Annotated in this window: 23 protein-coding genes, 1 tRNA gene and 1 pseudogene; 12 read left to right on the plus strand and 13 right to left on the minus strand. The window is 40.9% G+C overall.

What is annotated here, in order from left to right:
- Positions 1-94 precede the first annotated feature (94 nt).
- The 3 genes and pseudogenes from RM347_RS03385 (at position 95) to RM347_RS03395 (ending at position 2079) form a co-directional block, all read left to right on the plus strand.
- Positions 95-706: a peroxiredoxin gene (locus RM347_RS03385; RefSeq protein WP_322718073.1), complete on the plus strand. Its 612-nt coding sequence runs from the start codon at positions 95-97 to the stop codon at positions 704-706.
- A 246-nt stretch (positions 707-952) separates the two neighbouring features.
- Positions 953-1489 carry a peroxiredoxin family protein gene (locus RM347_RS03390; protein ID WP_322718074.1) on the plus strand — a complete coding sequence of 179 codons (537 nt, stop codon included), beginning with the start codon at positions 953-955 and terminating at the stop codon, positions 1487-1489.
- A gap of 106 nt (positions 1490-1595) precedes the next feature.
- A pseudogene (locus tag RM347_RS03395) lies at positions 1596-2079 on the plus strand (glutathione S-transferase family protein).
- Between the two features lie 73 nt (positions 2080-2152).
- On the opposite strand, the gene RM347_RS03400 reads toward RM347_RS03395, so the two are convergent.
- The 5 genes from RM347_RS03400 to RM347_RS03420 form a co-directional block, all read right to left on the minus strand.
- Positions 2153-3151: a DnaJ C-terminal domain-containing protein gene (locus RM347_RS03400; protein ID WP_322718075.1), complete on the minus strand. Its 999-nt coding sequence runs from the start codon at positions 3149-3151 to the stop codon at positions 2153-2155.
- A gap of 120 nt (positions 3152-3271) precedes the next feature.
- Positions 3272-3802: an AAA family ATPase gene (locus tag RM347_RS03405; protein WP_322718076.1), complete on the minus strand. Its 531-nt coding sequence runs from the start codon at positions 3800-3802 to the stop codon at positions 3272-3274.
- A 62-nt stretch (positions 3803-3864) separates the two neighbouring features.
- On the minus strand, positions 3865-5154 hold the full coding sequence (locus RM347_RS03410; protein WP_322718077.1) for a glucose-1-phosphate adenylyltransferase: 1290 nt from the start codon (positions 5152-5154) through the stop codon (positions 3865-3867).
- Between the two features lie 472 nt (positions 5155-5626).
- Positions 5627-5815, minus strand: coding sequence for a hypothetical protein (locus RM347_RS03415; RefSeq protein ID WP_322718078.1), 189 nt, complete (start codon positions 5813-5815; stop codon positions 5627-5629).
- Between the two features lie 251 nt (positions 5816-6066).
- The gene (locus RM347_RS03420) at positions 6067-9507 is read right to left on the minus strand and encodes a caspase family protein (RefSeq protein ID WP_322718079.1); all 3441 of its coding nucleotides are present in this window, start codon (positions 9505-9507) and stop codon (positions 6067-6069) included.
- A gap of 147 nt (positions 9508-9654) precedes the next feature.
- On the opposite strand from RM347_RS03420, the gene RM347_RS03425 reads away from it, so the two are divergent.
- Positions 9655-10026: a CU044_2847 family protein gene (locus tag RM347_RS03425; protein ID WP_322718080.1), complete on the plus strand. Its 372-nt coding sequence runs from the start codon at positions 9655-9657 to the stop codon at positions 10024-10026.
- 42 nt (positions 10027-10068) lie between these two features.
- Here the strand turns inward: RM347_RS03425 and RM347_RS03430 are convergent, their stop codons facing one another.
- Together RM347_RS03430 and RM347_RS03435 are read right to left on the minus strand one after the other, a co-directional pair.
- Positions 10069-10368 (minus strand): hypothetical protein, encoded by a 300-nt coding sequence (locus RM347_RS03430; RefSeq protein ID WP_322718081.1) that lies wholly within the window; start codon positions 10366-10368, stop codon positions 10069-10071.
- 103 nt (positions 10369-10471) lie between these two features.
- Entirely contained in the window at positions 10472-12199 is a 1728-nt protein-coding gene (locus tag RM347_RS03435) for a S8 family peptidase (RefSeq protein WP_322718082.1), read from the minus strand.
- A 599-nt stretch (positions 12200-12798) separates the two neighbouring features.
- Here RM347_RS03435 and RM347_RS03440 point away from each other — a divergent pair.
- Complete coding sequence (locus tag RM347_RS03440) at positions 12799-14271, plus strand: glycoside hydrolase family 13 protein (protein WP_322718083.1); 1473 nt, start codon at positions 12799-12801, stop codon at positions 14269-14271.
- An 88-nt stretch (positions 14272-14359) separates the two neighbouring features.
- Here the strand turns inward: RM347_RS03440 and RM347_RS03445 are convergent, their stop codons facing one another.
- Positions 14360-14779, minus strand: a complete 420-nt coding sequence (locus RM347_RS03445; RefSeq protein WP_322718084.1) for a fasciclin domain-containing protein — start codon at positions 14777-14779, stop codon at positions 14360-14362.
- A 157-nt stretch (positions 14780-14936) separates the two neighbouring features.
- Between RM347_RS03445 and RM347_RS03450 the strand changes: the two genes are divergently transcribed.
- The 5 genes from RM347_RS03450 to RM347_RS03470 all read left to right on the plus strand — a co-directional run bounded on the left by RM347_RS03450 (position 14937) and on the right by RM347_RS03470 (position 16878).
- On the plus strand, positions 14937-15173 hold the full coding sequence (locus RM347_RS03450; RefSeq protein ID WP_229550577.1) for a DNA-directed RNA polymerase subunit omega: 237 nt from the start codon (positions 14937-14939) through the stop codon (positions 15171-15173).
- 23 nt (positions 15174-15196) lie between these two features.
- Positions 15197-15802 carry a hypothetical protein gene (locus RM347_RS03455; RefSeq protein WP_322718085.1) on the plus strand — a complete coding sequence of 202 codons (606 nt, stop codon included), beginning with the start codon at positions 15197-15199 and terminating at the stop codon, positions 15800-15802.
- Between the two features lie 40 nt (positions 15803-15842).
- Positions 15843-16208 (plus strand): DUF1818 family protein, encoded by a 366-nt coding sequence (locus tag RM347_RS03460; protein WP_322718086.1) that lies wholly within the window; start codon positions 15843-15845, stop codon positions 16206-16208.
- 50 nt (positions 16209-16258) lie between these two features.
- A tRNA-Pro gene (locus RM347_RS03465) sits at positions 16259-16332 on the plus strand.
- A gap of 234 nt (positions 16333-16566) precedes the next feature.
- Positions 16567-16878, plus strand: coding sequence for a hypothetical protein (locus RM347_RS03470; RefSeq protein WP_322718087.1), 312 nt, complete (start codon positions 16567-16569; stop codon positions 16876-16878).
- A gap of 527 nt (positions 16879-17405) precedes the next feature.
- On the opposite strand, the gene RM347_RS03475 is transcribed toward RM347_RS03470, so the two are convergent.
- The 3 genes from RM347_RS03475 to RM347_RS03485 all read right to left on the minus strand — a co-directional run bounded on the left by RM347_RS03475 (position 17406) and on the right by RM347_RS03485 (position 18298).
- Entirely contained in the window at positions 17406-17645 is a 240-nt protein-coding gene (locus RM347_RS03475; RefSeq protein ID WP_322718088.1) for a type II toxin-antitoxin system Phd/YefM family antitoxin, read from the minus strand.
- 96 nt (positions 17646-17741) lie between these two features.
- Positions 17742-18077 carry a XisI protein gene (locus RM347_RS03480; protein ID WP_322718089.1) on the minus strand — a complete coding sequence of 112 codons (336 nt, stop codon included), beginning with the start codon at positions 18075-18077 and terminating at the stop codon, positions 17742-17744.
- A gap of 59 nt (positions 18078-18136) precedes the next feature.
- A complete protein-coding gene (locus RM347_RS03485; protein WP_416211891.1) occupies positions 18137-18298 on the minus strand; it encodes an element excision factor XisH family protein in 162 nt (53 codons plus the stop codon).
- Between RM347_RS03485 and RM347_RS03490 the strand changes: the two genes are divergently transcribed.
- Positions 18287-18604, plus strand: a complete 318-nt coding sequence (locus RM347_RS03490; RefSeq protein WP_322718090.1) for a hypothetical protein — start codon at positions 18287-18289, stop codon at positions 18602-18604. The genes RM347_RS03485 and RM347_RS03490 overlap by 12 nt on opposite strands.
- 5 nt (positions 18605-18609) lie before the next feature.
- Positions 18610-19032 (plus strand): HNH endonuclease, encoded by a 423-nt coding sequence (locus RM347_RS03495; RefSeq protein ID WP_322718091.1) that lies wholly within the window; start codon positions 18610-18612, stop codon positions 19030-19032.
- Between the two features lie 265 nt (positions 19033-19297).
- Here RM347_RS03495 and RM347_RS03500 read toward each other — a convergent pair whose 3' ends face one another.
- Both RM347_RS03500 and ahcY read right to left on the minus strand, forming a co-directional pair.
- Entirely contained in the window at positions 19298-19849 is a 552-nt protein-coding gene (locus RM347_RS03500; protein ID WP_322718092.1) for a hypothetical protein, read from the minus strand.
- A 148-nt stretch (positions 19850-19997) separates the two neighbouring features.
- Entirely contained in the window at positions 19998-21275 is a 1278-nt protein-coding gene (gene ahcY, locus RM347_RS03505; RefSeq protein ID WP_322718093.1) for an adenosylhomocysteinase, read from the minus strand.
- Positions 21276-21299 lie beyond the last annotated feature (24 nt).

Below are 21299 nucleotides of genomic sequence, written 5' to 3' on the forward strand. Positions count from 1 at the left end.
AACAGATCGTAATTAAACTGTGAGAGCGTGGATGGGTGAGTTTTACTTGACCCGAATTCCAACGCTACTAAACCGATAAAGGAGAATTAGGTTAATGTCCCTTACTTACGGAACCGAAGGAAGCCTCCGCGTTGGTCAACAAGCTCCCGATTTCACAGCAACGGCTGTGGTAGATCAGGAATTTCAGACAATCAAACTTTCCGATTATCGCGGTAAGTATGTCGTCCTGTTTTTCTACCCACTAGACTTTACCTTTGTTTGTCCTACTGAAATCACAGCATTTAGCGATCGCTACGAAGAATTCAAGAAAATCAATACTGAAGTCCTTGGGGCTTCTGTTGACAGTGAATTCTCCCACCTCGCTTGGATTCAAACAGATCGTAAGTCTGGTGGCGTCGGCGACCTAAATTATCCTCTAGTCTCCGACATCAAGAAAGAGATTAGCGCCGCTTACAACGTTCTTGACCCAGCAGCAGGTATTGCCTTGCGTGGTCTGTTCATCATCGATAAAGATGGTATCATACAGCACGCCACCATTAACAATCTAGCTTTTGGTCGCAGCGTTGATGAAACCCTGCGGACATTACAAGCAATTCAGTATGTTCAGTCTCACCCCGACGAAGTTTGCCCAGCTGGTTGGCAACCTGGTGACAAGACAATGAATCCTGACCCAGTGAAGTCAAAAGTCTACTTCTCTGCTGTCTAAATTTCGCTAGCTAGCAAACTCTAATCCATCCTGTTGGAGTTGACAGCAAAATCAATGAAAACCACAGATAAACAGAGATAAACATTAAACAATGTCAAGCTCCGTATATATCTGTGGTTTTTTATAAAATGGTATTTAAATAATCAAGGTTAAAAATATCCCAGTTTTAACAATGATTGTGACAGATGAAGCGCCAAAAAGCGATTACCAATAACTCTTTGACAATCCAAAATCCAAAATGGTATTATGCTTACTTCAACTGATTTTAGTGGCTTATTAAATGAGCGATTCTTTCGCAACTTTTTACCAGTTCCAGCTAGCAATAAACTTAGATTGGGAGTGGGAACACCAGACTTTCAATTGCCAGATATTACCAACGGAACTTTAGTAAAATTGTCTGATTATAAAGGCAAGCAACCAGTATTACTCGCCTTGACTCGCATCTTTACCGAAAAGCAATATTGCCCTTTTTGTTTTCCTCACATCAAAGCTTTGAATGAAAACTATGAGCAATTCAAAAATCGCGGTATAGAAGTTTTGATGATTACTAGTACTGATGAACGGCAGAGTCAAATTGTTGTGAGGGATTTAGGTTTAAAAATGCCGTTATTGAGCGATCCTAGTTGTCGAGTGTTTCGTACCTATCAAGTAGGACAAGCACTGGGAGCGCCTTTGCCAGGACAGTTTGTATTAGATAAAGAAGGAAAACTCCGCTACTGGCATTTATTTTCTTTTTTGGAGCATAACGCCAGTGTTGAGACATTGTTAGAACAATTTAATTGAGTCTAAGGCAATATTGTTCGGTTAAGGCAAGAGACGCGATGAATCGCCGTCTCTACAATAATCAATAATTTTCATCAAACAACCTTTAAAGCTGTGAAGTTTTCTAATGCTGACACTTTATCATGCGCCGATATCTCCCAATTCTCGCCGCGTCTGGATTACTCTACTGGAAAAAGGACTTGAGTTTGAATTGGTAGAAATAACACTGGATGGGGAGCAGTTTAAACCAGAGTTTTTGGCAATTAGCACTTTCCACCACATTCCAGCCTTGGTAGATGATGGCTTTAATGTAGTAGAATCTTTAGCAATTTTGGACTATTTAGAGGCAAAATATCCTACACCTGCGATGTTGCCTAAAGATGCCAAGGATTTAGCGATCGCACGCATGGTACAACTGGTAACTGTGAATGAGCTTTTGCCAGCAACCACCAACGGTAGGCATATCTTTGAATGACTATCCAAAATTAAATGCTTGGTGCGATTGCTTAATTGTACGTCCATCGTGGCAAACTACCGAGCCTACACCGAAAGCAATAGAAGCTTTTAAGTCTGTCATGGCGGCGAGAATGGCGCAGCAGAATCCAGCGTGAATTCATCAGCAGTAGAGACGCAAAACAGCACTTCGTGCTGCTTTACCAAATACGTCTCTACAATCCAAAATATTTACAGCCTGACTTGATTCAAATGACTACGGGGATTATAAGTACGTATAGCCCGGATTTTTTCATAATATTCCCGCTCTTGTTGGCTGAGGTCTTTTGGTGGCACGATCGCCACCTTCACCAACTGATCGCCGCGTCCACTCTTACCTAGAGGCCAACCTTTGCCACGTAAACGCAGCGATTGACCAGAACGCACTCCCGCTGGTAGCTTGACATTAACTGAACCATCGGGAGTGGGTACGTCAATAGACGCTCCTAAGGTAGCTTCATCTGGCGTGATTGCCACTTCGCAAATCAGATTATCGCCTTCCATTTGGAAGAACGAGTGCGGCTGAAGTTCGACTTTTAAGTATAAATCCCCCCGTTGTTGAGTCATGGGGTTAATTTGACCTTTGCCTCGCACGCGCAGGCGAGTACCAGGTTTAGCCCCAGATGGGATACGAACATCAATTGTTTCGTTACCTAAACTGAAGCGCTTTTGTACACCATTAAATGCTTCAGCAAACGTTAGGGTAATTACAGCTTCACTATCCTGGCTAGTACCCGCACCTGCATCTTGAAACCCAAAATCGTTAAAGCCACTAAAACCACTTGGCGCACCAGTCGAAGTGCGGTAAGAGTAATTTTGCCGCCCACCACCACGAGGGGTAGCACCACCAAAGCGTCCTAGCAACTCATTAATGAACTCATCAAAATTGCCGTATTGACTGAAGTCAAAGTTACCCATATCGGCTCCAACACCGCCGGATGGGAAACCTTCACCAGCTTGTTTCCAATATTGACCAAATTGGTCGTATTTTTTACGCTTATCTGCATCTGACACAACTTCGTAGGCTTCACTAACTTCTTTGAAGCGTGCCTCTGCCTGTTTGTTGCCTGGATTCACATCAGGGTGATATTTGCGGGCTAGTTTACGAAAGGCTTGTTTAATTTCCTCCGGACTGGCAGTCTTACTAACTCCCAAAATTGCGTAATAGTCTTTGAAGTCGGTTGCAGCCATCTACCAGCCTCCTATAGAAATTCCCGTTATGTTTTTTTTTAAGATTCAGAGATTTTTAGTTTGCCAGGTATAGTGCCAAGCAAAACAATCTGATTTTAAATTAACAAAGAATATAGAAAATCAAGTGTGGTTCTCGCTTACTGGGCGATCGCAATTTCCGTACTCCGATTTTTCTGATAAGCGGATCAGGTTGTCTAGTCCTTCTTCCAGGCTTGGGGGAGCATCTCGGAGTTGACGGTGCATCCGCAAAATAATTTCTTCTGGAACCTGGCGCGATCGCCTTTTATTACGTGCTAAACATAGCCAAACTGGTGTATCCACCCAAATTGCCTGAATGTGGGTAAAACCCAAATCACGGGCTAAAGCAATGACTTCACGACGATGGCGGCGCTGGGCGTTAGTGGCATCGAAAATAGCTGTATGAATAGTGTACACACCTTGTCGGTTGTCAGACATTGCTTGCTGAAATTGCCGCTCGATTTCGCGCCAAATCAGCAGCCACGGCCCCTGAATGGCTTGGGAACCAAACAATTGCCCCCGAATGGCATCCGTAGAAATCAGCTGCATCTGGGGGCATTCTGCTAATAATTGTTTTGCCAAAGTTGACTTACCGCTAGCAGGAAGACCAATCAGTAAGATGAGTTTAGTCATTTGTCCTTTGTTATTTGTTACTTCTAACTATTAACCAATGACTAATGACTAATGACTAATCACTAAATGATTGTTCCATCAGGAATTACAGCATTTTTCAGCACGACAACGATGCCACTACGGATATAGAAACCTTGACCTTCGCGTTCAGCTTCTTGCACGTTATCTTTATTAATAATTTTGACATCGTGACCGATACGGGCATTTTTATCGATGATTGCACCACGAATCAGCGTGTCTGTACCGATACCTACGGGAACATCATTTTCTACTAAGCTACATTGGCGTTCCACAGAAGGTTGGTAAAAATCTGCACCCATGAGCAAAGATTCTTCGATAACGCAGCCAGATTCAATCCGCGATCGCACTCCCAACACTGAATGTTGAATCCGGCAATTTTTCAAAATACAACCTTCGCCAATAATTGATTCTGTGATCTGGCAATCTAAAAGTTTAGTCGGAGGCAAGTAACGAGCGCGAGTATAAATTGGTGCCTTTTCATCGTAGAAACTAAAAGGTGGCTGGGGCTGCTGAGTCAGTGCTAAATTGGCATGATAAAATGCCTCGATTGTTCCAATATCTTCCCAGTAGTCATCAAATAAGTAGGCTTGAACGTTGTAATCTTTAGAGGCATCAGGAATAATTTCTTTGCCGAAATCAGTCCTTTCTATACCTTCTCTCAACAACTTGAACAAAACCTCTTTTTTAAAGACATAAATCCCCATTGAGGCAATGTAAGGCTGTTGCTGGGCTTGTTCTTTTGATAATCCCAGTACGCTTGTATCAACGCGCATTTGGATTAATGCTTCACCTTTGGGTTTTTCGCTAAAATCGATTACTCTACCAGAATCGTCAATTTTCATCAAGCCAAAATCTGAGGCGCGGCGCTCATCGATGGGGATGACTGAGAGAGTAATATCAGCCCCCGTTTCCCTATGGCGTTGGATAAACTCGCGATAATCCATGCGGTAGAGGTGATCGCCTGAGAGAATTAGATATTCTTCTACATCCCATTCTTCCATTAACCACAAGTACTGACGTACAGCATCTGCTGTACCTTGGAACCAGTTAGGGTTTTCTGGTGTTTGCTGTGCGGCTAGCACTTCCACAAAGCCTTCATTGAAGCCAGTAAAGTTGTATGTACGGGCGATATGGCGATTCAGAGAAGCTGAGTTGAATTGTGTCAGGACGTAGATTTTGAATATTTCGGAATTTATGCAGTTACTGACAGGGATATCGATTAAGCGGTACTTCCCCGCTACTGGTACTGCTGGTTTAGCACGGAGTTTGGTTAAGGGATAAAGACGCGTACCCGCGCCACCACCAAGAATGATTGATAATACTTTTTTCACAAAATTTCTCCCGACTGCCTTTCAACTCTCATCTTCAGTTTAGGACTGTCTGCCACCACAGGTAAGGGGGGAGCAAATATTCTCAGGGATGAATTTTACAGAATGTGGTTGGTGATGGATAGTGAGGCTGATAAGGAGATAAATAGAACATTTGTATTAATTGGTATGAGGAATGGGGAGGCGATCGCTAGACTGCTCTGACAAACTGTCACTTTTCAAAGGTTATTACACTGAACCTTAAATTAATTGAACCTCTAGCGATCGCTTTCCAACTTTTGCTTATATTTGTCTATTTACAAAAAAGGGTGAAAGGGGTAAAGGAAGAAGAAAGAACTTTTCCCCAGATGGTACAAAGCCCCTGTTATTAAATATGCATTGAAGTTAAAAGAAGATTTTTGAGGCACACAATGCGATAAACATCAGCGTCCATACTTGAAACCCCTGTTTTTAAATATGGGGTTTCCTTTACCCTTTAATCTTTCCCCCTTTTCCCTTCATCATGTTTACCTTTCTCATCCAATTGATCTTCCTTAGGAGGATTGCCACTTTTAGGGCTATGTGTAGTGCTGCCATCGGAGTGGGGGCTGACATTGGCTAGTTTTATTGGAACAAATTGACTTTTTACAGAGGTTGTATCGTTGAGCAATTTATCTTTATTCACTTTTAATTTCTCCTTAGAGTTAATTACTGTGGTATTGGTGAGTTGTAATCGGTAGAGGATGTTTTAAAAGGGTCTTTTGCTCTCAGATTGAGCACTGCAAAGTATCTCATTACATGACTGAAGCCTTGATTTTTCGTCAGACTTAACCTAAGTTATTACTGCAAAACTATACCTTCCAGGACTTTTAAAACATTCTCTTACCAATTATTATAAGCTAAAGTTTTATCTTAGTAAATTTAAAAATATTAATATTATTTATGACATATTTGTTTGATATCTTGATATTGCTTATGAGCATTTTGATTATTATTTAAATAATCAGCAATCCAAGTACAACCTCTCTTGATTAAATCAGAATTGCTATTTTTATTGTTATTTCCATTTTTTTCAAGAAAATCTAAACTCCATATCTTGATAGTTTTATCACCACTAACAGTAGCAATCTCTTTGCTATCACGACTAAAGCTTAAATCAAAAATTTCGTCTTTATGCCGTCCTAGAGTAGCTATTTTATTACCATTGTTAGTTTGCCAGATGTTTATTGTTCCATTTGGATTTGTAGTAGCAATAAATTTATAATTTGGACTGAACTTTCCGATGTAAGATTTCTCTCCTTTATCAGTAAAAAGTTTTGGTTGGATTTTTTTGGGGTCAGTTTGCAACTTCCAAATTCTAATAGTTCTATCTTCGCTTGTAGAAATAATAGTTTTATTATCACGCCCAAAAGTCACATATCTTACTGTCGCAGTATGTCCTTTCCCTTTAAGATTAGTAATCAAAGTACCATTTTTATTCCAAATCTCGATTCCATTATCAGCAGCAGAGGCGATTAGCTGACCATTAGGACTAAATTCTGCATACCAGACTGTACCGTTATGTCCTTTAATGATGGTGGGTTGTATCGCTTTCTTTAGAGAAACATTTACTATGTTCCAAAGTCTTATTGTTCTATCTTGACTAGCAGAGATAACAGTATTACTATCAGGACTAAAATTTACAGATGTGACTCCTTGCTCGTGTCCTGTGAGAGTAGTAATATAAGTACCATCTTTCTTCCAAAGCTTGACTGTTTTATCCTTACTTGCAGAGGCTATATACTCACCATTAGGACTAAAATTCACAGTATAGACTTCATCATCATGTGTCATAGGCTGAGAAGTTTGCACTGGAGTACCATCAAGTTTCCAAAGCTTTAAAGTTTTGTCTGAACTTGCAGAAACAATCAATGGATCTTTAGGACTATAACTTATACCGTTAACGCTTTTTGTATGTCCCTCTAAGCGATTGCGCTCTTTCACTTGATCAATTACTGATTTAAGTGGATTGAGAGTATTAACGTTTCCTCCACCTACATTTTGCAACAGCTTGAGTGCTTGTACACTTGCTATCATCGCTTCCATCTGGCTTTCACTATCAAAAAGTAGCTTAGGTGTTGAAATAACCGATACAGAAATGAGATAATCCTTATATCTATTTTGGATTCCAAGTTGCCATACAAAAAATCCTAGTCCACTACATAAGGCTACAAGTGTTGCAGAAGCGATCGCAAATCTAGTTCTTTGTGATTCCGCTCTGGCTTTGGCTTCTGCTTGGTGTTGAAGTTTTTTTGCTTGCTCTAATTCTGCCTGATTTTGGCGATCGCGTCTGTCCAAACTCTTATGCAAAAATTCTGCTTCTAGTGGCGTAAGTCTTGGCTGAGTCTTATTCACCCATTCAGAAATTACAGCCAATTTTGCACCTGTCAATAGTGCTTCATCTGATTTATTAAACCTTTGTTGCCATTCCTGGCAATCTTCCTCTAAAGAACGACTGAGACGAATATTCTCCAGATTTTCAGCAATCCAAGTATTTAATAATTTCCACTCAGATAAAAGTGCTTCATGAGCAACTTCAACTGTCTTTTCATCGGTGATAATTAAGCGTTGTTGAGAACCTGCCAGTAATCCTACAACCCTTTGCAATTGTTGTGGAGAATCTGCAACTACTTTTAATCTCTCCCAGCTAGCACGCCGCCGCGTTACTTCTCCAGTTTTACCTAACTGCACCAATTCCATAAACAATCGACGCGCAAAGGTTTGATCTACAGTTGTTAAACTTTCATACAAAATTGTCGCTCGTTTATCTAAAGCTCCTTTAACTCCGCCAATTTCTTCATAACCTTTACGAGTTAAAAGCGGTTCTGGCGATTCAGGTTCTTCAATGCAAACTCGCCACAACTCTTTGAGCGCATATTGCAGTATGGGTAATGCACCCGGACGGTTGACGACATCGGCGGAAATTTGCGAAACTAAACCATGCTCAAACGTGACACCATGTAATTTTGCTGGTTTTTCTATTGCTTCTTCTAACTCAGCAAAAGACATTGGTGTGACGATAAATGATGTGGGAGGAATGCTATTGATGAGAGTAATAATTTCTAAATAGTCAGCACAACGATTTAAAAAATCACCGCGAATTGTCAAAATTATCCGCGTTTCTCCTTCAGCCTTTTTTACTTCCTGTGCTACTAAGCGGATAAAAGCTTTGCGTTCCTCATCGTCTTGACAAAGGGTAAATATTTCTTCAAATTGATCGATAAATAATAGATGCGGTTTATTTTGCTGCTGTTGTCGAGTTAAAATATCAACTAATTTCCCTAAAGGATGCTCACCTGGTGTAAAAGATGCGATTTCCCATTGACTGCTTCCAGGGAGGCGATCGCCTTTCAATTGCGGTAACAAACCTGCTTTTACTAAAGAAGATTTCCCACTACCTGAATAGCCAATTACAGCCAAAAATCGACTCTCTGCTAGCCGCGAAATCAGGGTACGAACTGCTTCATCTCGTCCACAAAAATATTGTGCTTGCTCTGATTCAAAAGCATAAAGTCCTCGATAAGGATTTTCCTGATTGAAAGCAACTTTTTCTGCTGTGGGAATATCTGATTGGGGATAAGTTACTAAATTAATGGAACGTCCCCAACCCATGCGAATCGGCTCCTGTACTGAACCTTTCAGTTCATTGCTGACAAAATCAAACAAGCGATCGCCACTAATTCGCCTACTATTACCTGCATTTTCTATTGCTAATCCCTTAACAACTACACCTGTGAAAATACTATATTCTTCACTCTTAATCACTCCAGCACGTTCAAAGCTCCTACACGCTGTAATTAAGTAATAATCTTTTTGTGTACTGAAAGCGTTAAGAGTTCTTTCTATTAACTGTCTCTCAAGAAAATAGCCGCTATGACAGCAATCGAGTAGCATCACTAAACTACTCAATTGCGAATCTCGAATTAAGTCGTTAAGGCTATCCAGGGGAATACCATATTTTTGTTCAACATTTTCGTTTTCTTTAAATTCAATCTGACAATCGGAACTTGCCAAATATCCTTTTTGTTGTCCTAAATTGTCGGAAATAGTAAAACCGTGCCCGCTAAAATAAATCAGCGCTTCATTATTAGCAGCTTGCTCTAGTAAAAAAGTTCTCAAATCTTGCCCAAGTTGAGCGCCAGTAACTTTTTGCGCTGCCATTTCATAGCCGTTTTTATCTTTATTCCAGCGCTGTGGTAGTCTTTGCACAGACTGGAAATCACCATATTGCTCTAGGAGTTGCGCGATCGCCTCAGCATCATTTGTAGTCTTCGACAAACGCGATAATGATGGGCTGACATACTCGGCGATGCCAATAACAAGCGCGTATCGTGCCATTGAACACACCTTGAGTTGGTAAATGCGGGATAATCTTGACAGACACAATCAATGGCTGTGTTACTAGAAACAATACCATCTGTTAGTTTTCTGCAAGCAAGCTGAAATTTATTCAGATACGTTACAAAACTTTAATCGAGGTAGCTTATGTCAGAAGTGCAGCAACTATTTTTCCAAGCAGACGGGGAAATTGAGCAGATTGAGATTAACGTCACAGCTACCGAAATAAGTTCGGAAATTGAGGAGGACGATGATGGCATAGAATACAAGGATGTCCGAACAGATGCGATCGCTCGGATGCAACAAGCTCGTCAAATGATTCGCTCTTATACTATCTATGCTCTTAGTGCTTTTAAAGACTTCAATGCTGCTGAGATTGAGGAGGTAAGACTTAAATTTGGTATTAAGTTGGGTGGTAAAGCAGGTATTCCTTACATTACTGAAGGCTCTGCTGAAAGTAATCTGGAAATTGAGGTGAAGTGTAAGTTTCCAGAAAAACAAAAACCCGATTTACAGTAACTGCAAAAAATTATCCACACATTGTAGGGTAAGCAATGCCCATTAAACACCCAACTTCGGTGTATTTATTCTCCTATTAACCAAACGTAATTGCTGCGATCGCTTCAAAAACTTCACCCAAGGTTGCTCTGACAACTGGGAAATGGCATTTGCTGACAGTGTTGCCGTGAAAATATCTTTGCCATTGCTAACACCACTGACGCCTAAACTTTCTAAAACAGCAGTTGCAGCAGAATTTAAAACTGGTTCAGTATGGATGAAAACCGCCAAACTAGTTTCTTCTGAATCTTGAACATCATTCAGCGCTGTAGCAAGAGCGGCATCTAGTTTCTGATAATTCATCAGTAACTCCTTGGTAAAAAGGGTAGACAATCTCTGTCCACCCTAACTTATCAAATTTATAGGTTGTTGTAGACTACCTTTGTACAGAAATAATTCAGTCTAATTACAGATTTAAGGCGTTAATCACTCCATAACCCCATTTCTCATCAAATGTGCCTGCGGGTTTTTTGGGAATTGCACTATTTTTACGTAGCAAGTCTTTCACAGCAGCCGGATCGAGTTTGGGATCGCGCTGCAACAGCAGTGCCACTAACCCACTAACAAAGGGTGTTGCCATACTCGTACCAGCCTGTACCACAAACTTGGAATTAATCATCGATGAGCGGTCAAAACTGGCATCAGCGGAAAGCGTGGAAACAATCATTGCCCCTGGTGCTGCTACATCTGGCTTGTGTCCATCATTCCGTAGTGGCCCTTCACTACTGAATTCCGAAATAGTATGCAATTCTAAGCCCATTTCTCGCACTTGGTTATCAATATCTGTGTATTTGATTTTAGTAGTATAGGCGGCAACTGTAATTGCACTGCTGGCGGCCCCTGGTGAACCAATTTTTACTGCATCCTTCACACTTTTACCTGTGAAAAACACTGAGGAACTGTCATCTAATGTCCACACATCCAAACGTGTGTCAGTTGATGAAGCATTGCGGACTCGCAGCTGCCAAATACCTCCCATGACTTGCGAGGGCGCAATACCGCGTATTTGCACAAAGAAATTATGGTCGCTGTTAGCTTGGTCTGGCCCTGGTGTCGCTAATTGCACCCGTGCATCTGGTAACTGATAATCTTGTGCGGCATTACCGTCAGTAATTATTTTTTGGAAGGGGGTGACAAAACCGTTAGGACTCCGCACAGATACTTCCAATTCGCTGTCTTTGGCATACCAACCGTTCAACCAAACTATACCTACTTGATTCAAAGGAACATTAAAGCGCATACCACGGGTGCGTCCACTGGGTATCGTCGCTTGTCCATGAATGTTAGCGTTTCCTTCGTTACCAGCAGCACAGCAAACAATTCTTCCAGGCCCAGTTTCGGCGTCAATGACTTTGGATAGGGAATCGCTACCATCATGGGCATCAGCGTGTCCACCTAAGCTGAGATTTACCACTGCTGGGCGTCCCAACTCTCTAGCAACTCGGAAAATGTAACGGACACCATCAGCAATGTGGGCATCCTGTAAATCTGACCTGACGACAACTAATTCCGCTTCTGGTGCGACACCACCATAGGTAGCATCGTCACCGGCGGCAATTCCAGCAACGTGAGTACCATGACCGCCAGTATCTTGAGAAATTGTTAGTTGCGCTCCCGTAAATTCTGCCCCATAGCCACCCTCCGTTACTCCTGGGCCTGGCAGTGTTTGATCCCAAATGTGTAAAATTCGTCCAGCAAAAGCGGGGTGTTTCGGATCAATGCCACTGTCTATAATGCCAATGATTACTCCTTTACCAGTCAGTCCAGTTTGGTTCTTGAACTCTGGCAGTTTGACTTTTCCCAGTGCAGAGTCCATCCTCAAATGAAGTTTGCGTGATGGCTTGATGCGTTGGATAACATCTTCTTCAGATAAGACATCTAAGCTATCTAACGGTAAAAAAGCCGTCCGCACACTCCCTGAGTTTTGATTGACTTCAATATTATATTGTGATAAATAACTCAAGTCTGCATCAGGATCGCAGTAGATAAAAACGACGCTCTTAGTAGGCTTGACTGGGCTTTTGTGGGCAATAATACCAAGCGATCGCTTGTGTGTAACTAAAGCTTGATCTCCTTCATTTTGATAGTCTTGAAATGCCAAAAGTAGTCCGGGAGAAAGTTTTTCGTGTCTCATTTTTACCTCAAATTAAATTTATTGGCTGTCAACAAAGCAGTGATTTTAGCAGGATAAGTCGCTCTGGCATTCACCCAGACTATCTAGTTTTTCGCCTTGATTATTTGATGCGACTATAGTTATCTATTTTTTTAGAGATAACATCAAATAAGCTTAGGAGGCGGTAATTTATTCCTAAGACAATTGCTAATTCATAACTCATATTCTGGAATTATGTCTCCCTCATCGTGATTTCCTGTGGCTCGTGAGACATCTTTGAGCAGCCGCATCTCAGAATTACCCAAGACTGGGGTCACTGGGAAATTCTATGAAGCTATTAAACTAATCCATTGTCTGCATAAATCATTACGGACAAAGTGAAAAAAATAAAATTAAGAATAATTAAGTAATAAATAAAAAAGATAAATTTAATAAATATTAAATACTCAAACAAATTATAGTCAAAATAGTTAAAACTGATAACATTTGCGTATAAAGTAGCAAGAGACAGACTAAATCGCTAATGAGTACTGGCAAATGACAGATTCTCTATCATAAGTAAGAGCCATAAAGAAGCTAATATTTGCAACGATCGCTTCTGAAGGCACAAAGAGTTATTCATGCAAATTCAAACACCAGACTGGGTGAAGCACGCTGTTTTCTACCAAATTTTCCCAGACCGCTTTGCCAGAAGCAAAAAGCCGCGCAAACGGCTGTTGCACGAAGCCCGTTGGGAAGATTGGGATGCGATGCCAACACTCCAAGGTTATAAAGGCGGCGACTTATGGGGCATCATGGAGGGTTTAGATTACATCCAGGATTTGGGGATTAACGCGATTTACTTTACACCCATTTTTCAATCCGCCAGCAATCACCGCTATCATACCCACGATTATTACCAAGTTGACCCGATGTTAGGTGGCAACGAGGCTTTTAAGGAATTGCTAGATGCAGCCCATCAACGGAATATCAAAGTTGTTCTGGATGGGGTGTTTAACCATTCCAGTCGTGGCTTTTTCTTCTTCCACGACGTTTTAGAAAATGGCCCCCATTCGCCTTGGGTAAATTGGTTCAAAATAGAAGGCTGGCCGCTTTCACCATACAATGGGGAATTCCCTGCGAACTACGCGGGTTGGGCGGGAAATCGCGCCTTACCAGAATTTAACCACGATAATCCAGAAGTGCGGGAATACATTATGGAAATTGCCGAATATTGGATTAAATTCGGCATCGATGGTTGGCGGTTGGATGTACCATTTGAAATAAAAACTCCTGGTTTTTGGCAGGAATTTCGCGATCGCGTCAAAGCAGTCAATCCCGAAGCTTACATTGTGGGGGAAGTGTGGGGAGATTCCCGCGAGTGGTTGGATGGGACACAATTTGACGGGGTAATGAATTATCTATTTGCCGGGCCAACAATTGCCTTTGCGGCTGGCGATCGCGTAGTCTTAGAACAAGTCCAAAGCCGCGACTATCAACCCTATCCACCCTTATTTGCTGCCGAGTACGCCACCAAAATCCAAGAAGTACTGCAACTTTACCCTTGGGAAATTCAGCTAACTCAACTCAATTTGCTCGCAAGTCACGATACAGCCCGATTAATGACCATTGCAGGCGGCGATATAGGTAGTATAGAATTGTCAACTCTACTACTACTCACCTTTCCTGGTGCCTCCAGTATCTACTATGGTGATGAAGTTGGCTTACCTGGAGGAATAGACCCAGACTCACGTCGTGGTTTTCCTTTAGAGACTAACTGGAATCAAGAAATTTTCAATACTCACCGCCAATTAATTGCCCTTCGCCACACTTACCCAGCATTGCGTACAGGTGATTACCAAGTCCTCTATGCTCAAGGACAACTTTATATCTTTGCGCGAACCTTAGAGACAGAGGAATTGATAATTGCCGTCAACGCTGGCACAAGTTCGGCAACAGCGAATGTAGATATCGCTAGTCTGCGTACTCAACCCAACAAGCTGTTATATGGCAATGCTGAAGTTGAGTGGAATGGTAAAGGAGAAACTCAGCAGTTGTCATTAACTATTCCTCCACGCAGTGGCTGCATTCTGGGAGTGGGGAGTAGGGAATAGGGAGTAGAGAGCAGGGGAGGCATGGGAGGCAGGGGAGGCAGGGGAAGAAGAACTATTGATTACTAACCAATGCCCAATCCCCAATGCATTACCTTCCTGCTACCATTGCAGGCATCAATACCTCATCAATAATATGGATCACGCCATTGTCTGCCAGAATATCTGTTTTGAGGACATTGGCGTTATTCACCTTAATTTTGCCGTTGGCAGATTCAATGGCGATAATTGACCCCTCAAGTGTCTGTGCCTCCTTAATCTGTACCAAGTCATCAGACCTAACATCCCCACTAGCGACATGATACGCCACAATTTTCTGGAGCTTGGGGATATCTTGTAGCAGCGAATCTAAAGTTCCCTCTGGCAGATTGGCAAAAGCTTCATCAGTTGGTGCAAATAGTGTGAAAGAACCAGGATTTTTCAGAGTTTCTATGAGATTTGCAGCTTTAGCAGCCTTCACTAGGGTATTGAAGTTTCCCGCGTTGACAGCAGTTTCCACAAGGTCAGCCATAAGGGTGTGTGACTTTAGTCAGGTAATATTATAAGTAACTTATATTGACTAAAACACTCTCAACCTCTATCAAGAGAGAGGTTGCTAGCGATTAAATACACAGCGGCAGATTTATCAGTACTGCTACACTGGGGAATGACCCCAAGAACCACTGAATATGCTAAAGCGTTCTAAGTTCGAGACAACTCAGTCTCAGATTATGCACCGTGCTGAGGATCTGATTAGTGCAGCCTCAAATCGTTACCGCATTACGGTTCAGGTGGCAAATCGTGCTAAACGTCGGCGTTATGAAGACTTTGAAAGTAACGAAGATGTGATGATGAAGCCAGTGCTAAGGGCAATTATCGAAATGTCCGATGAATTGACTCAGCCAGAAATTATTGGCGAACTATAAAAAAAGGCTTTAGAGAAGGTAGGATGAGCAAAAATTTATCGTTCATTCAACCCCTACTCAAATCCTGGCAGACACTCACTGCCTTAATGGTAGTGGGTGTAATTGTTTTGGGTTCAGGGGCGGGCAAATCAATACATATAAGTTTATTTAGTATCCAACCTGCATACGCTCAGAGAATCACTCCTAGCGATGTTTGGCAGCAAGTTTATCAGCAATTGCCAGATTTACCACGAGAAAATAAGTATATCAGCAAAGAAAATGGGAAAGTTGCCGAAAACAACACCCTGGTAAATCGCCTGATTAGATATCACATTTATACCAAAGGGCGGGCCCCAATTTATCGTTTCGATTGGAAGCTGACTTTAGCTGATTACCTGGGTGCGAATGAAATTATGTATGATGCTAGCTATCCGGGAAATGATTCATTACGGGAAAATCCTATAGAAGGCGATCGCAAAGCCATCACCCGTCTTACCCGCAGTCAGCGAGATGCCCTAGTACAAGTCTTAGTCAACATATTTAATCCTACTTCCCAAAACACCCTATCCCCTAACCCCAATACCGCACCCAGTCCTAATTCAGCTACCCCACAGCCAACCCAACGGGGAGGGGCCGAACTACTTAAGTAATAGTCAGTTATTACTGATAACCGATCAATGTTCACTGATTATGGAACGCGTTGTCAAAACTGGATTTGGTTGGCGTATTGGTTGGAACCCCGATGCATCTGAGTTTAAAGGTTTAGTTGGTACAGATGATTGGGCAATTGAGTTAACCGAAGCTGAGTTGAATGATTTCTGCCGTCTACTAGCACAGCTAGCAGACACTATGAAGCAACTCGCAACTGAATTGATGGAAGAGGAAAAAATTTCTTGTGAAGCGGAAAGCGATTTATTATGGATGGAGGTGGAAGGCTATCCTCATGCTTACAGTTTGCGCTTCATCTTGAATACAGGGCGATGTGTAGAAGGCAAATGGGATGCTTCTGCTGTTCCAGATTTACTGCAAGCTACTGGAATGCTTAAGGTTTTTTAAATTTGGCCCTTGATTATCCTTGAGTTTTGCTATATTATGGTAATTCTGACCGGGGCGTAGCGCAGCTTGGTAGCGCGCCACTTTGGGGTAGTGGAGGTCGTGGGTTCGAATCCCGCCGCTCCGATTGATGATAAGCCATACCTGCTAGTCTTTTTAAAAGATTGGCAGGTTTTTTCATGGCTTTTTACCCGAAAAACTTGACCGTACCACACAGAATATAACATCACACTCACTCCAACAATAGCGATCGCGCCAAAGTTACTCATACTGACACCAGCGCGATCGCAAGCCAACTTCAACTCAGATTTTCTAATAATATTTTACCAATTGGTTCTTGAAATAGTTCTGAATAGGTTTCTTGACGAATAGCCAGATACCTGCTGTTGATTATGCACCCCTAGAATTACAAGGAGAATTAATTGCTATGGAAGAATTAACAATTGAGGATTTATTAACTATTGCTCAAAGTCAAGTTCCAGAAGGTCAACAAGAACTACATTTACAACTTTTAGAAAAAAATCAAAATAATCAATTAAGTGAATCAGATAGATTATTGTTGCGATCGCTCCGAGTAAGTGCTGATTATTTAATGTTGAAAAAAGCCTATGCTTATGCACTTTTAAAATGTAAAGGCTATTCTATTCTAGATTTTGAGAAATTATTACCCTAATATAAAACACTGACCGAGTAGGAACGAATTGCCGGGTCTACAGTTAAAATTGTTAAATTATGTTGTAAAACTTGAAAAATCAACATTCTATCAAAAGGATCGCGATGTAATAATGGTAAAGTCAAGAGTTGAGCAACACTTTCTTCATCTATAGGAATCCGATTTGATTTCTGAAAAAATCTAAGTATCTGTAGAGTGTGTTATCGGCGAGAGTACGGCACCAAAGCCTTTGGACGGTGCGTTAGCCAGAGGCATAACGCGCCCTACGTATATTTCAAAAATCAAATATGAGTCCTATAGGTTAAGACTACTGATTAGATGCTGCTGACGCTGTTTTGGAAGGTAGATTTCAGGTGATTCTGGTAATGGTAATTTACCTAGCTGATATTTAACAGTTGCTTTTCAAACTGAAACGCAACTTAAATATACGTCGTTATTTAAATCACGAATGCTATTTTGTAAATTAATTGGTAATTTTTGATCGCCACTAATAAACCATAAGAAAATATGGGTATCTAATAAGAGTTTTATTTCCCTTCAAAGCTATTCAAAATCTCTTCAGGTAATGGACTATCAAAATCATCTGGAACAATGAACTCCCCAGCACATAAGCCATAAGGTCTAATTTGTTGAGAAGTGGCTGAAACTGGTTTAATTTCTGCAATAGGTTTACCTGCTTGCATAATAATAATACTTTCTCCTGCTGCTACTTGTTGAAGATAGCTAGTTAGATTTTGCTGGATTTCATCAACTGTTACCGTTAACATGAGATGTGTATGTATGAATATTTCTAGTAAATCAAGTTGATAGTTTTAAGTTATAGCAACTACTATTCCAGTTTTAGCAGTAGTTTTTAGGCTTAATCAAGTAACTGCAAATTCAGTATACTGTCTGATATCGGGTGGTTGGAAGGCGAGAACAATTTGATTTTTAGGAATACCAGCGTTAACAAGTTCGTTGGCCATACCATATTCTGTACCGTCTCTTTGAATCCAGATTTTGCCGTTGATAATGTCAATATCGACTAAGCAACCATGCACCCATTGATTATTTTCCCAGCCTAGTGTTAGTAGTAGGTAATGGTTGGCGGTTTTGTCTATAATTAGCTGTCTTTCTAGTTCTCCGTAAGCGTAGGGGAGTTGGGCGTATTCGTTTAATATTTTTTTAATTATTTGGCGATAGTTATCCAAGGTATCCATTGCAGTACCACCTCTCGTTTTGAGTCAAAGAGAAGTAAACAAAAGCGTTGATTTTCTAATCATATTTTATCAATTGGTTCTTGAAATAGTTCTAAGTGGGTTTCTTGACGAATAGCCAGATACAAGCGACGGTCAGATTCTAAGCGAGTAAGAATATAGTAATATAAAATATATTGATATATTGCCCTAAAGCATTTTCTACAAAAATTATGACTAACCAAACAAATGCTCCTCCTGCTGCTGATTATGCACCTCTAGAATTACAAGGGGAATTAATCGCCATGCAAGAATTAACGATTGGGGATTTATTAACTATTGCTCAAAGTCAAGTTCCAGAAAGTCAACAAGAACTACATTTACAACTTCTAGAAAAAAATCAAAATAATCAATTAAGTGAATCAGATAGATTATTGTTGCGATCGCTCCGAGTGAGTGCTGATTATTTAATGCTGAAAAAAGCCTATGCTTATGCACTTTTAAAATGGAAAGGCTATTCTATTCCAGATTTTGAGCAACTAATAAAGTAATAGCTGTGTCATCTATCCCTAAATCTATTCGTCAAAAAGTTATTAATGAAGCTGGATATAGATGTGAATATTGCTGCACATCTAGCCGTTTAATAGGTATGCCATTAGTAATGGATCATATTTTTCCCACTTCATTGGGGGGAAGCGATGAGCGAGAAAATTTATGTGCTTCTTGTTATCGTTGTAATGAATTTAAAGGAGCAAAAATAACTGCTAATGATCCTGTCACTAATGAATCTGTTTCTTTGTTTAATCCTCGTCAACAAAGATGGTTAGATCATTTCCAGTGGGCAAATGGTGGTACTCATATTATTGGGATAACTGCTTGTGGAAGGGCAACGGTTTTAGCTTTAAGGTTAAACAATGAAGATATTGTACAAGCTAGAGCAATTTGGATTAGTTTAAATTGGCATCCTCCTAACGATTAATGATGCCTATATTTTTGGCTTTAATATAATACAATAAACCCTGGCCATTAAAAACTCCAGCTACACAAATAAAATCTAACTTTCCTTAGGAATGCTATGCGAACATGGACTAAAAAAATAAAATTATAAGTTACTATGCTTAGATATTAATTTTTATATTAATTGATAAATTAACCTATAAAAAATTATTTAATCGAGCAACTGTATAAGATATACGAACAGTAGCATTGATGCTCGATCATTTAGGCTTTTTAGTTGCTCGTGACTAACCTTCATAAATTGTTAAAAGCTGTCCGACTTTCTCCTGAATATACTTTTGCGTTGCAACCTTAGCTTCCCATTCGTCTACTCCACTACAAATGTCTTCGCAAAATATATCTACTTGTAATTGTAAAACTTGTCGATTGTCATAGGAAGTAATAGTTATTATTAAGTGTTTAGATGACTCACCTGCTTTTGGTGGAGTTACAAATAGAAATTTATTAAGTGATTCTTGAGCTTTTTGTTCTGTAATTTCATCTAGACCATTATGTAAGTATGCACATCGTAAAGCATAACAATCTTCACCACTAAGAAAAACCAATTTTCCGTTTTCGTCATCTACATATTCTTTTTCTTCATTCCATCTGCCTCCAATCCCAGTATACTTTTCTTTTATATAACTGTTATACCAGTTTACATAGCGTGTTTTAACCACCCTAATTTCAGGGTTATCTAGTGAGCTACAAATATCTGGTAGTATTAGTGCACCTGCAAGTGCACAATACCAATTACCTTCTGATATGGCTTGCCGAACTGCTTGCTTAAGTTGTTTCATAATAAAATTTCTAAGCATGATGTAATATATCGTATTAGCAAATTATAGGATAAAAAATATTACCTATCTTCCTTTACCTCTTCGCGCGAAATACAAAAAAAGGGATAAGCAAAACGCCTATCCCTCAAAAAATCAATTAATCAATGTATTAAGTTCCTGAAGTCCAAGAATTGATGTACTCAATTTGATCGGGAGTTAGGCTATCAATCGTGATACCAATAGCCTGCAACTTCAACCGAGCAATTTCTTGATCGACTTCAACAGGAATTGAGTGCAAACCAGGTTGCAACTTACCCTTATTCTTCACCAGGAATTCACAAGCCAAAGCTTGGTTTGCAAAACTCATATCCATAACTGCGCTGGGGTGTCCTTCAGCCGCAGCTAGGTTAATCAAGCGTCCTTGTCCAAGAACGACAACTGATTTACCATTTTTCAACTTATACTCTTCAGTGAAAGGACGAACTTCTTTGATTTCCTTAGCTTGTGCAGCCAAGTATTTCAAATCAAGTTCCAAGTCAAAGTGACCGGAGTTACAAACGATCGCACCGTCTTTCATGACATCGAAGTGTTCACCGCGAACGACGTGCTTGTTACCAGTCACAGTGATAAAAATATCACCTTGGGGTGCAGCTTCAGCCATTGGCAGGACGCGGAAGCCATCCATTACGGCTTCAATTGCCTTGATGGGGTCGATTTCGGTGACGATGACGTTAGCACCCATCCCACGGGCGCGGAGGGCTGTACCTTTACCACACCAGCCATAACCGACGACGACAATGTTTTTACCAGCCAACAAAATATTTGTGGCGCGGATAATGCCATCTAGGGTTGATTGCCCAGTACCATAGCGATTATCAAAGAAATGCTTGGTGTCGGCGTCGTTGACGTTGACTGCGGGGAAGGTGAGAACGCCTTCTCTAAACATGGCCCGTAACCGCACGATCCCGGTTGTGGTTTCTTCGGTGCTACCAATCAAATCAGCGATTTGGTGTTGGCGTTGTTGTACCAAAGTTGCAACCACATCGCTACCGTCGTCAACAATAATGTTGGGGCGATGATCTAAAGCTATTTGGACGTGGCGGTTATAAGTTTCGTTATCTTCGCCTTTTTGAGCAAAGACGGGAATTTCATGATCGACGACAAGGCTAGCTGCCACATCATCTTGTGTTGATAAGGGATTGCTAGCAATTAAAACAGCATCTGCACCACCGGCTTTCAGAGCGATCGCCAAATGTGCCGTTTCTGTTGTAATGTGGGCGCAAGCTACAAGGCGTAAACCAGCGAAGGGTTTCTCAATAGCAAAGCGATCGCGGATTTGCCGCAAAACTGGCATTTCGCGTCCAGCCCATTCAATGCGCTGTCTTCCCAAGGCAGCTAGGCCGAGGTCTTTAACCTCGTGCTTTAATCGGGGAGAAGTTGCGGTCATCAAAAGTTACCTCAAAAAATTAAA

It is taken from the genome of Nostoc sp. ChiQUE02 (genome assembly GCF_034531305.2).
In the GTDB taxonomy this organism is placed as follows: Bacteria; Cyanobacteriota; Cyanobacteriia; order Cyanobacteriales; family Nostocaceae; genus Nostoc.

Excerpts from the sequence above, each read along its gene's own strand:
- RM347_RS03475 (WP_322718088.1), bottom strand. The coding sequence starts at position 17,645 with ATGTTAACGGTAACAGTTGATGAAATCCAGCAAAATCTAACTAGCTAT.
- RM347_RS03435 (WP_322718082.1), bottom strand. The coding sequence starts at position 12,199 with ATGAGACACGAAAAACTTTCTCCCGGACTACTTTTGGCATTTCAAGAC.
- RM347_RS03455 (WP_322718085.1), top strand. The coding sequence starts at position 15,197 with ATGAGCAAAAATTTATCGTTCATTCAACCCCTACTCAAATCCTGGCAG.
- ahcY (WP_322718093.1), bottom strand. The coding sequence starts at position 21,275 with ATGACCGCAACTTCTCCCCGATTAAAGCACGAGGTTAAAGACCTCGGC.
- RM347_RS03390 (WP_322718074.1), top strand. The coding sequence starts at position 953 with ATGCTTACTTCAACTGATTTTAGTGGCTTATTAAATGAGCGATTCTTT.
- RM347_RS03500 (WP_322718092.1), bottom strand. The coding sequence starts at position 19,849 with ATGAAACAACTTAAGCAAGCAGTTCGGCAAGCCATATCAGAAGGTAAT.
- RM347_RS03430 (WP_322718081.1), bottom strand. The coding sequence starts at position 10,368 with ATGAATTATCAGAAACTAGATGCCGCTCTTGCTACAGCGCTGAATGAT.
- RM347_RS03385 (WP_322718073.1), top strand. The coding sequence starts at position 95 with ATGTCCCTTACTTACGGAACCGAAGGAAGCCTCCGCGTTGGTCAACAA.
- RM347_RS03440 (WP_322718083.1), top strand. The coding sequence starts at position 12,799 with ATGCAAATTCAAACACCAGACTGGGTGAAGCACGCTGTTTTCTACCAA.
- RM347_RS03450 (WP_229550577.1), top strand. The coding sequence starts at position 14,937 with ATGCTAAAGCGTTCTAAGTTCGAGACAACTCAGTCTCAGATTATGCAC.
- RM347_RS03400 (WP_322718075.1), bottom strand. The coding sequence starts at position 3,151 with ATGGCTGCAACCGACTTCAAAGACTATTACGCAATTTTGGGAGTTAGT.
- RM347_RS03490 (WP_322718090.1), top strand. The coding sequence starts at position 18,287 with ATGACTAACCAAACAAATGCTCCTCCTGCTGCTGATTATGCACCTCTA.
- RM347_RS03425 (WP_322718080.1), top strand. The coding sequence starts at position 9,655 with ATGTCAGAAGTGCAGCAACTATTTTTCCAAGCAGACGGGGAAATTGAG.
- RM347_RS03460 (WP_322718086.1), top strand. The coding sequence starts at position 15,843 with ATGGAACGCGTTGTCAAAACTGGATTTGGTTGGCGTATTGGTTGGAAC.
- RM347_RS03445 (WP_322718084.1), bottom strand. The coding sequence starts at position 14,779 with ATGGCTGACCTTGTGGAAACTGCTGTCAACGCGGGAAACTTCAATACC.
- RM347_RS03405 (WP_322718076.1), bottom strand. The coding sequence starts at position 3,802 with ATGACTAAACTCATCTTACTGATTGGTCTTCCTGCTAGCGGTAAGTCA.
- RM347_RS03420 (WP_322718079.1), bottom strand. The coding sequence starts at position 9,507 with ATGGCACGATACGCGCTTGTTATTGGCATCGCCGAGTATGTCAGCCCA.
- RM347_RS03480 (WP_322718089.1), bottom strand. The coding sequence starts at position 18,077 with ATGGATACCTTGGATAACTATCGCCAAATAATTAAAAAAATATTAAAC.